At 38.5% G+C, this 13,824-nt stretch carries 15 protein-coding genes; 3 read left to right on the forward strand and 12 right to left on the reverse strand.

The window, feature by feature from the left end; translation table 11 throughout:
- Window positions 1-56 precede the first annotated feature (56 nt).
- Window positions 57-1,337 (reverse strand): lipid IV(A) 3-deoxy-D-manno-octulosonic acid transferase, encoded by a 1,281-nt coding sequence (waaA, locus tag ACLPIE_RS13495; RefSeq protein ID WP_430262319.1) that lies wholly within the window; start codon window positions 1,335-1,337, stop codon window positions 57-59.
- 202 nt (window positions 1,338-1,539) lie between these two features.
- Between waaA and coaD the strand changes: the two genes are divergently transcribed.
- Window positions 1,540-2,025 (forward strand): pantetheine-phosphate adenylyltransferase, encoded by a 486-nt coding sequence (coaD, locus tag ACLPIE_RS13500; protein WP_430262320.1) that lies wholly within the window; start codon window positions 1,540-1,542, stop codon window positions 2,023-2,025.
- A 9-nt stretch (window positions 2,026-2,034) separates the two neighbouring features.
- On the opposite strand, the gene mutM is transcribed toward coaD, so the two are convergent.
- The 11 genes from mutM to radC all read right to left on the reverse strand — a co-directional run bounded on the left by mutM (window position 2,035) and on the right by radC (window position 11,842).
- Entirely contained in the window at window positions 2,035-2,844 is an 810-nt protein-coding gene (gene mutM, locus ACLPIE_RS13505; protein ID WP_430262321.1) for a bifunctional DNA-formamidopyrimidine glycosylase/DNA-(apurinic or apyrimidinic site) lyase, read from the reverse strand.
- A 21-nt stretch (window positions 2,845-2,865) separates the two neighbouring features.
- Window positions 2,866-4,041 carry a glycosyltransferase gene (locus ACLPIE_RS13510; protein ID WP_430262322.1) on the reverse strand — a complete coding sequence of 392 codons (1,176 nt, stop codon included), beginning with the start codon at window positions 4,039-4,041 and terminating at the stop codon, window positions 2,866-2,868.
- The gene (locus tag ACLPIE_RS13515; protein WP_430262323.1) at window positions 4,013-5,029 is read right to left on the reverse strand and encodes a glycosyltransferase family 8 protein; all 1,017 of its coding nucleotides are present in this window, start codon (window positions 5,027-5,029) and stop codon (window positions 4,013-4,015) included. Before ACLPIE_RS13515 ends, ACLPIE_RS13510 begins: the two co-directional genes overlap by 29 nt.
- Window positions 5,022-6,260: an O-antigen ligase RfaL gene (gene rfaL / locus ACLPIE_RS13520; RefSeq protein ID WP_430262324.1), complete on the reverse strand. Its 1,239-nt coding sequence runs from the start codon at window positions 6,258-6,260 to the stop codon at window positions 5,022-5,024. The genes ACLPIE_RS13515 and rfaL overlap by 8 nt, the downstream gene beginning before the upstream one ends.
- A 14-nt stretch (window positions 6,261-6,274) precedes the next feature.
- Complete coding sequence (gene waaO / locus ACLPIE_RS13525) at window positions 6,275-7,288, reverse strand: lipopolysaccharide 3-alpha-galactosyltransferase (RefSeq protein WP_430262325.1); 1,014 nt, start codon at window positions 7,286-7,288, stop codon at window positions 6,275-6,277.
- 23 nt (window positions 7,289-7,311) lie between these two features.
- Entirely contained in the window at window positions 7,312-8,109 is a 798-nt protein-coding gene (rfaP, locus tag ACLPIE_RS13530) for a lipopolysaccharide core heptose(I) kinase RfaP (RefSeq protein WP_430262326.1), read from the reverse strand.
- Window positions 8,102-9,226: a glycosyltransferase family 4 protein gene (locus tag ACLPIE_RS13535; protein WP_430262327.1), complete on the reverse strand. Its 1,125-nt coding sequence runs from the start codon at window positions 9,224-9,226 to the stop codon at window positions 8,102-8,104. Before ACLPIE_RS13535 ends, rfaP begins: the two co-directional genes overlap by 8 nt.
- A gap of 1 nt (window position 9,227) precedes the next feature.
- Window positions 9,228-10,292 (reverse strand): lipopolysaccharide core heptosyltransferase RfaQ, encoded by a 1,065-nt coding sequence (gene rfaQ, locus ACLPIE_RS13540; RefSeq protein WP_430262328.1) that lies wholly within the window; start codon window positions 10,290-10,292, stop codon window positions 9,228-9,230.
- A gap of 197 nt (window positions 10,293-10,489) precedes the next feature.
- The gene (gene rpmG, locus ACLPIE_RS13545; RefSeq protein ID WP_004265124.1) at window positions 10,490-10,657 is read right to left on the reverse strand and encodes a 50S ribosomal protein L33; all 168 of its coding nucleotides are present in this window, start codon (window positions 10,655-10,657) and stop codon (window positions 10,490-10,492) included.
- 11 nt (window positions 10,658-10,668) lie between these two features.
- The gene (gene rpmB, locus ACLPIE_RS13550) at window positions 10,669-10,905 is read right to left on the reverse strand and encodes a 50S ribosomal protein L28 (protein ID WP_004265123.1); all 237 of its coding nucleotides are present in this window, start codon (window positions 10,903-10,905) and stop codon (window positions 10,669-10,671) included.
- Between the two features lie 271 nt (window positions 10,906-11,176).
- On the reverse strand, window positions 11,177-11,842 hold the full coding sequence (gene radC, locus ACLPIE_RS13555; protein WP_430262405.1) for a RadC family protein: 666 nt from the start codon (window positions 11,840-11,842) through the stop codon (window positions 11,177-11,179).
- 185 nt (window positions 11,843-12,027) lie between these two features.
- Between radC and coaBC the strand changes: the two genes are divergently transcribed.
- Window positions 12,028-13,239 carry a bifunctional phosphopantothenoylcysteine decarboxylase/phosphopantothenate--cysteine ligase CoaBC gene (coaBC, locus tag ACLPIE_RS13560; RefSeq protein ID WP_430262329.1) on the forward strand — a complete coding sequence of 404 codons (1,212 nt, stop codon included), beginning with the start codon at window positions 12,028-12,030 and terminating at the stop codon, window positions 13,237-13,239.
- Window positions 13,226-13,681: a dUTP diphosphatase gene (dut, locus tag ACLPIE_RS13565; protein ID WP_430262330.1), complete on the forward strand. Its 456-nt coding sequence runs from the start codon at window positions 13,226-13,228 to the stop codon at window positions 13,679-13,681. Before coaBC ends, dut begins: the two co-directional genes overlap by 14 nt.
- Window positions 13,682-13,824: the final 143 nt, after the last annotated feature.

Consider the following 13,824-nt stretch of genomic DNA (forward strand, 5'->3'; position numbering starts at 1 on the left):
CGTGGTTCATTGCTCTAACGTTCAAGTTTCTATTCGAAAAGAGACATTAAATATAGTTATTGCTCTCTTGGCGGCAAATAAGGTTGCAATAATTTCAATAATCGTTGTAAGGCACCTTGGTTTTCATGAAGAACTTCAGCTGCATGTCGGCCATAATATAGACGATAATCTTCATCAGAAAGTAAACTCGTCACCGCTTGAACCATAGATTCACTATCCGTTACGGTAATTAGCCCATCAGCTTGAGTTAGCTTTCCACAAATATCTTTGAAATTGAATGTGTGAGGCCCCATTAAAACGGGTAAAGCATGCGCTGCGGCTTCAAGGGGATTATGCCCGCCAGTTTCCACTAAGCTCCCCCCCACAAAAGCGATATCGGCAATACCATAAAGCAGCATTAGCTCGCCCATTGTATCACCAATAACCACTTGTATATCCGCTGTAGGGATCGTATTGGCACTACGTCGAATAAAGGTCAATCCTGCTTTTTCGGTAAGCTCTTGTGCTTTCGCGAAACGTTCAGGGTGCCGAGGAACTAAAATTAAGAGTAAATCAGGGAAACGAGCTAGCAATTTTCGATGTGTCTCAAGCACAATCGCTTCTTCACCTTCATGGGTGCTCGTCGCAATCCAAACAGGCCGATGAGCAGCCCATTGCCGACGCAAGGTAATGGCTCTAACCGCTAACTCTGGCGTCACAGAAATATCAAATTTGAGGCTTCCAGTGACACTAAGTTGCATCCGCCTTAACCCAAGCCGGACAAAACGCTCACCATCTTCTTGATGCTGTGCTGCTACCATGGTGACATTTCGCAACATGCGCTTTACAAAACTACCTAATTTTTGGTAGCCAGCTGCGGAGCGTTCGGATAGTCTCGCATTCGCAATAACAAGTGGAATTTTACGTTTATACAATTGATTGATCATATTAGGCCATAGCTCAGTTTCCATGATAATCACAAGCTTAGGATCGACTTGTTTGAGGAACCGGCGCATTGAACCTGGCAAATCATAAGGTAAATAAACGTGGTCAACATCATCACCAAAGGCAGACAGTACGCGTTCTGAACCTGTTGGCGTCATCGTCGTGACCGTTATTGGCAATGAAGGATAATGATGGCGAAGTGCTCGAACAAGAGGAACCGCGGCAAGCGTTTCCCCCACAGAAACCGAATGTAATAAAATACCTTGAGGCCTTACCTTACCCGCACAGAAGCCATAGCGCTCCCCCCAACGTTTACGATAGGCTGGTGCTTTACGGCTACGCAACAATAGGCGCGCCCATATAAATGGCTGGATAAGATAAAGAAGTACCTGATATAAACGCAGCAATAACATTCGATCTGATTCACTTACCAAAATTGGCGCTATCTTATCATAAAGCTCAAATAAAAGTGTGTAGAATATGCATCTAAAAATAGCAGTAAAATCTCATCTACAGTTGCAACAGCGCCAGATAGTCGATAATGTAAATGCTTATTAACGCTTATTCATGCTCATTTATCGAATAAGTAATAGCAAACAATGAGATACCACTGCCATGAAACACAAAGCCATTTACCCTGGTACGTTCGACCCAGTAACATCAGGGCATGTTGATATTGTTACCCGAGCAGCAGCAATGTTTGACCATATCCTGTTAGCTATCGCTAATAGCCAACGAAAAAACCCAATGTTTTCCCTTGATGAGCGAGTAGCCCTTGCTAAAGAAGTAACTTCTCACCTTGATAATGTTGAAGTTGTTGGCTTTTCTGAACTTATGGCTAATTTTGCGCAAAAAAATGGCGCAAACATTCTTATTCGTGGTGTGCGTTCTGTGGCTGATTTCGAATATGAGTGGCAATTAGCGAATATGAATCGTCACTTTGTGCCTGAGCTAGAAACTGTATTTTTATTACCATCACAAAGTTTATCCTTTGTTTCTTCTTCATTAATCAAAGATGTTGCACTTCACGATGGTGATATTTCGTCTTTCCTCCCCCCAGTGGTTGCTGAGGCGATGCTAAAGAAGCTGAATAAAAAATAGTTAGACCTACTATTTTTGACATTTCGAGCAAAAAAACGTACTTCTTTGTCCCTGTTTAATGCTTTCAATTGGCGTGCCACACATAGAACAAGGTTCGCCTTTTTTACCATAAACAAACAGCTCTTGTGCAAAGTAGCCCGGCTTACCATCTGACTGCAAAAAGTCCTTAAGGGTTGTTCCCCCTTGCTCAATTGAACGTTGTAAAACTTTTTTTATCTGTTCAACTAATTCAGTGACCTCAACCAATGTCAAAGTATTGGTGATTTTTTCTGGTGAAATTTTCGTCGCAAACAAGGCCTCATTGGCATAAATATTGCCAACACCCACGACGACTTTGTTATCCATGAGCCACGGTTTAATCGCTACCTTCTTCTTTTGCGCCAATTCGTAAAGATATTGTGGATTGAAAGCGTCTGATAACGGCTCAGGCCCCAAATGGGCAAGGACAGAACAGTTTTCTAAATCATCGCTCCACAGCCATGCACCGAAACGGCGTGGGTCGGTATAACGTAGAACTTTACCATCTCGCATGACTAAATCCACATGGTCATGCTTTTCTTCGGGTAATTCTTCAGTCAAAATACGAACACTACCAGACATACCAAGATGGACAATAATCCAACCTTTTTGTAACTCAATCAGTAAATACTTCGCACGGCGTTGTACGCTCAATACCCTTTCGTCAGAGAGACTTTTAATTTGATCGCTAACCGGCCAACGTAAACGATCATTACGTACAATGGCGTAAGATATTGTATTACCAACTAAATGAGGTTCAATACCTCGACGACTTGTTTCAACTTCGGGTAGTTCTGGCATAAATAGACTCGCATTTCTCGCTTAGGAATACCATTTCGTAATTACTCTCATAAACTCATCTCTGACAATTTCCCACGTAAAATTATCATAAGCATATTTTTTAGCATACTCGGCAATTTCTTGACTACTAGGGTGATTTAACGCGCTAGTAATATCCTCCGCCATACTCTGTGGCGAAAGTGGCTCCCTAAAAATAAACCCTGTTTCATTGTGGAAAATAAACTCTACCATTGCTCCTCGCTGACTTGCTATTACAGGGCGGCCCGACGCCATCGCCTCTAATGCAACCATACAAAATGGCTCAGGGGTGATGGAAGGCACCGCAATCACATCCGCCAGAGAATAATAATGCCGAATTTTTTCAGGATGAACCCCGCCTAAGAAAATGCACTGCTCCCCCAAATTCTTTGCATAATCTTTTACTTCATCTTGATATTGCGCTAACTCACCTTTTGAAGCAGCATCTAGGTCGCCCACAATAACAAGCTTATAACGCGGGCTTTCATTAAAAAAAGTCTGGCACGCTTGCATTAATTCAAGTAGTCCTTTGTCTCTAGCAATTCGACCAGCGAATAAAACTATTTTATCCTCTGCTGCAAGCCCAAAATCCTCACGCTTGACCTCTGGTGGTTGAGCATAAATTTCACCATCAAACCCATTACGAACTACTTCAATAAATGCATTGGGCAAACGTTCTCTGTACCACCTTTCCATAACATGGCTTGGCACAATGATTTTTATGTCTTCAGGAACATTTTTAGGTTCGTAAAAATTATGCATATGTAACACAACATTATTATGTCCTTCTTTCTTAATTATTTTTTTAAAAGACTTAATATGATTGTGAACAAAAATAACACTTTCATTCGGGTTTGGTGAGAATTTCTGTTTAATTTTGACAATTCTATCGGCATAAGAATAGGGGTCTAACCTTGTCCATTTCTTAAACAGCCTTGTGTACACTTTTCCAAATTTAATGCGTTCGATTTCACAATGCTCATTAACAACAGAATAAGCACTATATCCATCATTTCGTATACAAACGATTCGGTTTTCAATATCTAATCGTTTGGCGACATTGTATATCCACGATTCAATTGCAGCCGCACTTTTCGGGGGAATAGAAAATATAGGTGAAACTGTTAACACTATCTTACTAATCATTATATTATTTTCTTTTTTTTGTGTATTTTTCAAACAAATAGTGAATGCCTGACAAAACACCTGATAAATAAGAGCCTCTCCTTAATAAGTGCTTATACTCTTTTTTCCTTTCAACAAATTTAGTGGCACATTTTAAATCATCCTTTGTCCAAGGTGATTGTACTAATGCTTTATAAAAAGGCTGAGAAGACGGATAGTTCGCCCATTTATGCCAAGGCTTGCTCACACCAGTATAATGAATTAAAACCGTTTCAGGTGTAATAATAGTTTGATATTTTTGATGAGTTCGGTCATACAGTTCATTTTTTAGTGTATAAACCGTATTAAACTTCTGATTAAGTAGTATCAGGTCATTCCTTAAAATAAGGTTTAATACATCTTGGTCTGGGTATTTAAATCGTTGTTTCGCGTTTTCTGCAGATAACAATTTGAAACATTGCTGAGTAACTTGTTTTTCATGCCATTCTTTTAAGTTCACAAACATAACACCCGAATTAAAATAGGTCTCTGCTAACTTTGGAGTGTGAAGCCGTGTTTCACTTTTTGTTCTTACACCGATTTCATCGGCAATAACACCACAAACCTTATCTTTAATTAAATCAGCCGCCAAGTTCAATTGGCCATTACAGATAACATCCGCATCCAAATATAAAGCAACATCATAATCTTTCGAGAGATAATCTAAAGCAATTAGTCGGAAATACATCGCTGAAGACCAAACATCAGAAGCGGGCAATGTTTTTAGTAATTGATTATCCAATTCATAAATATGAAATTCAGCTGGAAACTGATGAGAAATGGCCTTTAGTTTATCTAAAAAGCTAGGGCTGACTTTATCTAAAAAGTAATGAAATCTGAAAAACAAATTTGGGTTATTAATAAGCAAAGAGACTGCTGAAACCCCCGCACCAAACAGATAATTTTCATCCGAACCATAAATAACGTCAAGACATGGCAATGAAGTATTACTAGCATTACCCTCCTCTTTTAGCAGATATTTATTTATTATCAGATTATTCATGGCTTACTCTCTTCTGCTTAGCTGAACTATGCCCCATCATGGCGATTAAAAACCCCAAAAGCACACCTAAAGGTTTAAGATCCACTTGTTCAACCATCCCACGAATGAGATAAAAACCAATAAGACTTAACAACAATGCAATAAAGGCAAAGTAAATTTCCGGTTCATCAGACCTATTTTTTATCCCTTGCATTGAGGAATAACACATTGACAAAAACACCGCACTAAATATCACTAATCCTACAATACCCACACCAAACCAAATATAAAGCCAAATATTATGGGGACCAATAGACCGCTTAAATGTCCATTCAGGGTGATTTTTTACAACACTATTGTACTTTTCATGATAGATTTTATCGCCAAAACCATATCCAATAACTGGGTTTTCCAGTATGAGCTCAAAAGCAGTTCCTTGGGTTCCATTTGTGTATCGGTGAGAGCTACTTGTCTGTTCTAGCTTATAAAATAATTTTTTACTTGTATCTGGATAAATTAATTTAATTGAAACAAGTGAAATTACCGAAAGGCATAATACCACTCCAATTAACTTCCAAGGTCGTTTAAAACACAAAAATAATAACCCAGCGACTGCAACAGCAATCCATGCCCCACGAGCAAGCGTCCCAAGCAAAACAAACAGGAATACAATACCTAAAATATAGAAATAAATAAGTTTAGATTTAGGCAGTAAATACCAAAGAATAGGAAGTATTGGAAAGAAAAAAACTAACGCATCCGAAACATGCCTAAAATTATAGGTCGTAAATGGTAAAATACCCTGCTGATAAGCTATATAGTAGCGGTATAACTCAACAAGTAAAACTAAGACTAACGACGCAGTAAAGCTCGTTAATAGTAGTTTTGAAATATCTTTTAGGCTTTCTCTATATAAAATAATTGGCAGTAAAAGGGATAAACTTAGTATTCCATAATTCAATAACACATTGTTAATAGCTTTAATGGATACACTTGCTGAATCAGAATAACCAATTGAAAAATAAACAAAAACAGAAAAAACAACCACCAAATATAACAGTTTATTATTCAATCTTTTCAGCACTTTTTTGGTATCTAATAATAGATAAACCAAAGATGTGGCTATCATCAAATAAAACAGTATATGCTTATACCTAGTTACATTTTCCACAAAAAAAAGGACAACAAAAATTAGTACTAAAGTCTTATTATACTTTGAGAGTGTACTTTGACTTCTTTCTAAAAAAGACATAACTTGCCCAATGATTATTTACTTAATTTAACCCAAAAATACTGAAGATTATTTTTTATACCAGAGAGGGTTTTTCCCTGATTAAACATATGCTTTGCACAATAGCGCAAATGATTACTGCTTTTAGCCTTCAGTAGCGGAATATCTTTCCAAGGTGATGCATCTTTTGCATTAATAAAGGCTTGAGCTGTTGCGTAATTCGCCCACTCATGCCAAGGCTTAGTAGGGCCAATGTAATGAATCAATACAGTTTCAGGTGTTATTGGATTTTCTTTTTTACCTTTTTGTAACTCATAATTGATGCTGTATTGAGTATTATATTTGCCATCAAGGTAAATGACTTGCCCTGTTAATAGCATATTTAAGATATCTTGGTCTAAATAGGATAATTTTGCTTTAACGGCATCTTGAGAAAGTAAATCCATTGCTTTAGTTGAGATATCAAATTTTGACCAATTTACTAAATTTAAAACTAAAAAACCTGCATTAAAATACCCCGAAGCGATACTCGGAACCCCTAATGCATCGGCTCTTTTTTTCCACCAAATACTATCTCTTTCAGGTACAACCGCAGCGATTTCATCTCCTTTAAACTGAATATTTAACAAAGGCCGCAACGTTCCTTGGCACATAATATCAGCATCCATATAGATCATTCTATCGAACAGATTGGAAAAATAATCTGCAATGATAAATCTAAAATAAGTTGCATATGACCAGTTTTTCGTACTTGGTAGAGACTTTAGTTGTTCACAATCAACTAAATAAATTTTAATACTCGTTTTGTATTGCTCTGCAAGTTGTTTAAATAACTGACTTTGCGCCTCATCAAAATAATCAGTAAAGACGTGGAATGAAAAAGAGATATTTGAGTTTGTTTTTAATAACGAAGCTATAGATATCCCACAACCATAGAGAAAATTACGGTCAATACCATAGGAAACATGTAAGCTATCACTATTAACAACAGCACCCGCTGATGATAAATCAATCTGCTTTGTAACCGCATTTTCTTTATTGAAGAACATTTATATCTCTCTTCCTTTTTTACTTACAATGACTTTCTGATTGTACGCTCTTTAATCTTCTTCGCTTTACTTTCAGCTTGAGTAATCAATGATGCCTCTTGCTGTAAAATTTTTCTCAGCGGTAACTCAAAATATAGCTTCATAAAGCGAAAAACATCACGTTGTGTAAGTCCAATATTTAATGAAGAGTAATATAACCCAATTAGGTCTTTGTTGCGCCAACGAATTGGAACTGAATCTCTAAGCTGCGCACGATGCAAATCAATAACAGATATTTTTAGGTTGTCTTCACTACCTGTAAAAGGTAAATGAAGTAAAAAATGGCATATATAACAATCACGGTGATTAATACCTGTTGCATGCATTTTACGCACCATCTGTGCAACTCGCCGAATAATCATTTGTTTGGCGCTAAACTTGGGTGGCTGACTTAACCAATTTGCACAATAATCTTCTAAGCTAATTGTCGGCGTTAAATCTTCAGTAATTATAAATGAGTGCCTACGTAAAGGATTAATCCCCTTTTGCCCAAATGCTCGCCCATTCATGGTATCAACGCCTACTTTAGTCAGCCGATGAATAGCATTCCATTCTCTATCAGCACCTAAAACAGGTAGACGAAAAGAAATTAAATTTTTGAAGACTTCTTTTAGCGTTGTGCCGTAGTGAATTTTTATAAAATAGCTACGGTCTTCAATCGCAAAGCGCAATGTTTTGCGCGTTTCTAACGCACGAAACACCTCTCCTTGTAGTTTATCTGCTTCAATAAATGGGTCTTTATTTTGCCAAAGTTCACTAAAAGGTGGTTTCAATTCAATCATTTGAACACCCTAAAATAATATCTGCGGCCTTCTCAGGTAAACTGTACAAATCTTCTGTATCTGCAAAATGTTGTGCATTTTCCCCCCATTGCATGAGTTGTTCAGGGTTTTGTAAACTATTTTTCAATGCTAAATTCAAAGTATTCTGTTCAAATGGTTCGTCAATTACGACACCACACTGTGCTTTACTTATAAATGAGGCATAACCACATACCTGCGTCACAATGATAGGTAATCCTGCCGTGATAGCTTCTAATAGCACAATACCTGCCGCTTCTTGATAGGCTGGATGCATTAATATATCTGCTGCAGACATTAATTCTGCAATATCATTGCGGCCACTAAAGAAAGATACTTGCTGTTCAATTCCTAGCGTCTGTGCCAAACGTTGATATTTCGCAGGCTTATCTTGCCCAACTACCATCAGCAGCGTATTTTTTTTAATGGATTCAGGGAGCGCAGCAACGGCTTTTAGCGTTCTATCAACCCCTTTACGTTTAAAATCAGACCCTACTTGCAACAAAAAGAACGCTGATTCAGGAATCTGATTTTTTGCTCGATAAACCTGCTTCGCGTCGATAATTTGTTTATCATATTTTCTATCTTGAGCGATCCCAGGGGGAAGCATATGGAAACGCTCACTTTCAGTTGCGTAATGTTTTTTAAAATGACTGATTTGATGGGGAGTCAACATCAGTAATTGAGTTGCTTTACCTACGGCAAAAACGGCTTTTTCGAATGCAGCATAGTGCTTATAACGTGGAGTCAGTTTATAGAAGAACCCTTTTTCTTCGGCTACTTTCTGTGCATAACAGACATCCGCTGCGTAATAAACATCAAGACCTGGCATTTTATTAAAACCAACAACACGATCAACAGGGTGTTGCTTTAAATGAGCAGACACCCAATCATAATATTGTTCGTTTCTCCCATGATTAGTACTTGATTTCACTGGTACTAATATAATTTCGAAACTCAGTGGCTTCTCACCTTCCCATGATTGTGTATATACACGTACATGATGCCCACGGGCTTGGCATTCACTAGCTATGCGCAAAAAATCACGTTGTAGGCCGCCAAATGGAAAGTATTTGTACAAGCAAAATGCCACATTCATATTAAAGCCTTGTCATCATAGAGCGAATATTCATGGGTAACATTTTTTCTGTTGCTTTAATGACATCAGAAGCAGGGATAATAGATAGATATTTTTTATTTCGATCAAGCTCATTTCTTGGCGGCATGGCTTCATAGTCCCCCGCCCAAAACTGAACAACATTATCACTCCAAGGACGCCAAAAAATATGATTTGTTGCACCGAACAGACACACTATAGGTGTGTTTACTGCCGCAGCAATATGCATAGGTGCAGAATCAACACCAATAAATAAAGCGGCGTGGGCAATAAGTGCGCCTAATTCAGGAAATGTCGTTTTTCCTGCAAGCTCTATAACGGGTTTTGTTTGGCAACCATTCGCAATATGGTTAATGCATTCAAGATCTTCTTTACTTGGCCCTGAGGTTAATACCACTTGATAACCACGAGACTGTAATGCATCAATCACCATTGAGAATTTTTCATCATCCCAACATTTAAATATTTGGCGCGCAGTAGGTTGAATAACCACATAACTACTATGGACACCAAAGCTTAGTAACTTCTCATCAATATTTTTCCAATCTTGATCGGTATATGACATCGTTAGGCTTGTTTTTAGTTCTTGTATTTCTAACGGTTTAAGTACAGACAAGTTATTTAAAACAACATGTTCCCCTTCAGGGACTGTCAAATCGGTAAAACTATTGCGCCAATATTTAGAATCTCGGTGACCAAACTGATGGGAAATTTTTGTTTCTGCGGGAATAGCCCGAACCAGCAAACTGACTAGCCACTGGTCTGCTAAATTAACAACCAAATCATATTTGTTCTTACGTAGCTGTAATAGCAATTTGATGAAGTTACAGGCTTTACGCAGCCCACCACTTTTTTTACTCGCTATGCCATATAATGCATTGATTTCAGTATTCTCAGAAAGAATAGGGATCGTATCCTGATAAAGCAAAACATCAATTTCAGCATCAGGATATTGGTGTTTTAATGAGCTGATGACTGGCGTTGTCAGCAGCATGTCCCCATGAAACCGCATCTTGATCACAAGAATTTTTTTAAACTGTTTTTTCACCAGGTACTCTTAATCAGGTCTATATGTAAAAGACAATGGTTATTTGACAACAAATAACATTATTAATTCAATGAATATCCGCTATCTTACTACTTTCGTAATAATGGTCATAGCCTCGAATATCATATCAATGACTAACCAATTTTTAGACAAAAAAAAACTCAGCCGAAGCTGAGTTTTTAACGCAGATAGCAAAATTATTTGATTTTTGCTTCTTTGTAGATCACATGCTTACGAACAACTGGATCGAATTTTTTCAGTTCCAGTTTTTCTGGCATTGTGCGCTTGTTTTTCGTAGTGGTATAGAAGTGACCTGTACCTTCAGAAGAAACCAGCTTGATTTTCTCGCGAATACCTTTAGCCATTTTTTAGCTCCTTAGTACTTCTCACCACGGGTACGCAGTTCAGCAAGAACAGCATCAATACCCTTTTTATCGATAACACGCATACCTTTAGCAGATACACGCAGTGTTACGAAACGTTTCTCAGACTCAACCCAGAAACGGTGAGAGTGCAGGTTTGGCAAAAAACGACGTTTGGTCGCGTTTAATGCGTGTGAACGGTTGTTACCGCTCATTGGACGCTTGCCAGTAACTTGGCAGACTCGTGACATGTCTATTCTCCAAAAATCTAATCAGCTCGAGCTTTTTTGTTCTGGGTATGGCCGCCTCGTCAGGCTTAGGAGCCCATCTCAGCAAACTTTCATTGACTGAAAAAACCGTTTATACCTAAATAAAGATTTACAAAGACAAGTAAAAATTTACTGAGATAGGCCCTTCTCGCCAAACCCAAGATCCTTAAAGGTGGCGTAGTATACGCTTTCAATTGTTTTCACTCAAGCCCAACACAACGAAAGTTGTCATTTTTTAGACAAAAAAATGATTTTACAGCCATCCACGTTCCGCAAATGAGACACATTGTTTATGACCAACCACAAAATGGTCGAGTAATTTCACTCCCATAATGGAACAAGCACTGTGTATCCGCTCAGTCACTTGTTTATCAGCCAAGCTAGGTTCAGGGTTACCTGATGGGTGGTTATGAGCTAAAATAATTGCACTAGCATTCATTTTAATAGCAAAGCGTATAATTTCTCTTGGGTGTACTTCAACCCGATTTAAAGTGCCTTTAAACATTTCTTCATAACAAATAATTTGATTTTGATTATTTAAAAACAATACAATAAAAACCTCACGCTCTTGCCCTGCAAACAGATCCAATAACCTCGATTTTAATGATTCTGGCCCAGCCATAACATCTTCAAATAAAAACTGCTCAGAAAAAAAACGGCGAGCTAATTCGCTGATTGCTTGTAACTGAGTAAACTTACAGTCCCCCATCCCTTTACATTGTTTTAATTTTTCATAATCTGCTTGCATAAGTAGATATAGAGAACCAAATTCTCTGATCAAACGTTCGGATAGCCTCAATACAGGCTCTCCTTGGCTTCCTGTACGTAAAAAAATAGCCAATAACTCCACGTCTGATAATGCTGCGGCTCCATAGGCAAGTAGCTTCTCCCTAGGTGCTAACTCTTGATGTTCTTGCATCATTCTCTTCATCCTGACAGCTTGTTCTCGCTATTTTTATCTATCTTGAAAAGCGTTAACAACTTAGATAGATCGGCTTTGCGTAACGCTTCGCAAAAATAAAAATACGATAAAGAATCGAGCGCGCCACCAAAACCTTTGATGTGGTAATATGCCTTTCATGTTGACCGAATCGGATAAAAATAATGAATCAGCAATCACTCTTAGGTAAGCAGATAGTTATCGGTATCAGTGGGGGCATTGCCGCCTATAAAATCCCTGAACTAACCCGTCGTTTACGTGATCAAGGCGCTATGGTACGAGTGGTAATGACTCAAGGAGCAAAAGCCTTCATTACTCCTTTAACGCTGCAAGCAGTCTCCGGTCATCCCGTTTCAGATGACTTGCTAGACCCAGCTGCAGAAGCTGCAATGGGTCACATTGAATTAGCTAAATGGGCTGATATCATTATTTTAGCACCTGCCACTGCCGATTTAATTGCGAGGCTAAGCTTAGGCATGGCAAATGACTTACTCACGACCGTCTGCCTTGCATCTTCTGCCCCTATCGCTGTAGTGCCTGCAATGAATCAACAGATGTATCGAGCAAAGGCAACTCAAGATAATTTAATCAGATTGAAACAACGTCAATGTATGATTTGGGGGCCAGATGATGGTAGCCAAGCTTGTGGAGATATTGGCCCGGGGCGTATGATTGACCCATTAGAAATTGTTCGCTTAGCTGGTGAATACTTCCGTCCTAAACTAGATTTGCAAGGTATCAAATTAATGATTACCGCAGGACCAACACGTGAAGCACTTGACCCTGTTCGCTTTATCAGTAACCACAGTTCAGGCAAAATGGGCTTTGCAATTGCCAAAGCAGCCAGCCAACGTGGCGCTGAAGTGACATTAATTGCGGGTCCTGTAAGCCTTGAAACCCCCACTGGGGTTAATCGAATCGATGTTACCAGCGGATTAGACATGTATAATACGGTTCATCAAACCATCGATAAACAACATATTTTTATTGGTTGTGCAGCCGTTGCAGATTATCGTGCGAAAACCGTTGCTGAAAATAAAATCAAGAAGCAAGGCGAGGAAGTAACGATTACGCTTATTAAGAATCCTGATATCGTTGCCAGTGTAGGAAATCTTAAACACAATCGGCCTTATGTTGTTGGGTTTGCAGCAGAAACCCAAAATGTGGAAGAATATGCACGCCAAAAACGATTACAAAAAAAATTAGATTTAATTTGTGCTAATGATGTATCCCTTGCTGATAATGGGTTTAATAGCGATAACAACGCGTTACATCTTTTCGATGCCAATGGTGACACACGTTTGCCTCATTGTAATAAAACTGAATTAAGCCACTATTTACTTGACGAGATACTTCAACGTTATGAAAAAAATTGACCTAAAAATTCTCGATAGCCGCATCGGCAACGAATTTCCTTTACCTGCTTACGCAACAACGGGATCTGCTGGTTTAGATTTACGTGCTTGTCTTGATAGCGCAATTGACTTAGCACCAGGCCAAACTGAACTCATTCCAACGGGTTTAGCAATACACATTGCCGATGAAAGTCTCGCAGCGGTGATCCTGCCTCGTTCAGGCTTAGGTCATAAACATGGTGTTGTTCTGGGTAATTTAGTCGGGTTAATTGACTCTGACTATCAAGGGCAACTTATGGTTTCTGTCTGGAATCGCGGCGACAAAACCTTTACCATTGAACCAGGAGAACGTATGGCACAAATGGTATTTGTTCCTGTCATTCAAGCTGAATTTAATATTGTTGATGATTTTGATGCAACAGAGCGTGGCGCAGGTGGTTTTGGTCATTCTGGTCGTCAATAAATAGACTATCCTATCATCTAATGTGCAATATAGAACCTAATTTAGGTTCTATATTTACGAATAAAAACAATTAGTCAAATAATTATCAACAGTAAATCAGTTCCAAATTGCTTATAATCTCTATACTTTTTAAATCTATTTTG

This window comes from Providencia sp. Me31A (assembly GCF_050487165.1).
Taxonomy (GTDB): domain Bacteria; phylum Pseudomonadota; class Gammaproteobacteria; order Enterobacterales; family Enterobacteriaceae; genus Providencia.

Bases quoted from the DNA above. Each gene is read 5' to 3' on its own strand.
- waaA (WP_430262319.1), bottom strand. From the start codon at position 1,337: ATGTTATTGCTGCGTTTATATCAGGTACTTCTTTATCTTATCCAGCCA.
- coaBC (WP_430262329.1), top strand. From the start codon at position 12,028: ATGAATCAGCAATCACTCTTAGGTAAGCAGATAGTTATCGGTATCAGT.
- rpmG (WP_004265124.1), bottom strand. From the start codon at position 10,657: ATGGCTAAAGGTATTCGCGAGAAAATCAAGCTGGTTTCTTCTGAAGGT.
- dut (WP_430262330.1), top strand. From the start codon at position 13,226: ATGAAAAAAATTGACCTAAAAATTCTCGATAGCCGCATCGGCAACGAA.
- coaD (WP_430262320.1), top strand. From the start codon at position 1,540: ATGAAACACAAAGCCATTTACCCTGGTACGTTCGACCCAGTAACATCA.
- ACLPIE_RS13515 (WP_430262323.1), bottom strand. From the start codon at position 5,029: ATGAATAATCTGATAATAAATAAATATCTGCTAAAAGAGGAGGGTAAT.
- rfaL (WP_430262324.1), bottom strand. From the start codon at position 6,260: ATGTCTTTTTTAGAAAGAAGTCAAAGTACACTCTCAAAGTATAATAAG.
- rfaP (WP_430262326.1), bottom strand. From the start codon at position 8,109: ATGATTGAATTGAAACCACCTTTTAGTGAACTTTGGCAAAATAAAGAC.
- mutM (WP_430262321.1), bottom strand. From the start codon at position 2,844: ATGCCAGAACTACCCGAAGTTGAAACAAGTCGTCGAGGTATTGAACCT.
- rpmB (WP_004265123.1), bottom strand. From the start codon at position 10,905: ATGTCACGAGTCTGCCAAGTTACTGGCAAGCGTCCAATGAGCGGTAAC.
- ACLPIE_RS13535 (WP_430262327.1), bottom strand. From the start codon at position 9,226: ATGAATGTGGCATTTTGCTTGTACAAATACTTTCCATTTGGCGGCCTA.
- waaO (WP_430262325.1), bottom strand. From the start codon at position 7,288: ATGTTCTTCAATAAAGAAAATGCGGTTACAAAGCAGATTGATTTATCA.
- radC (WP_430262405.1), bottom strand. From the start codon at position 11,842: ATGCAAGAACATCAAGAGTTAGCACCTAGGGAGAAGCTACTTGCCTAT.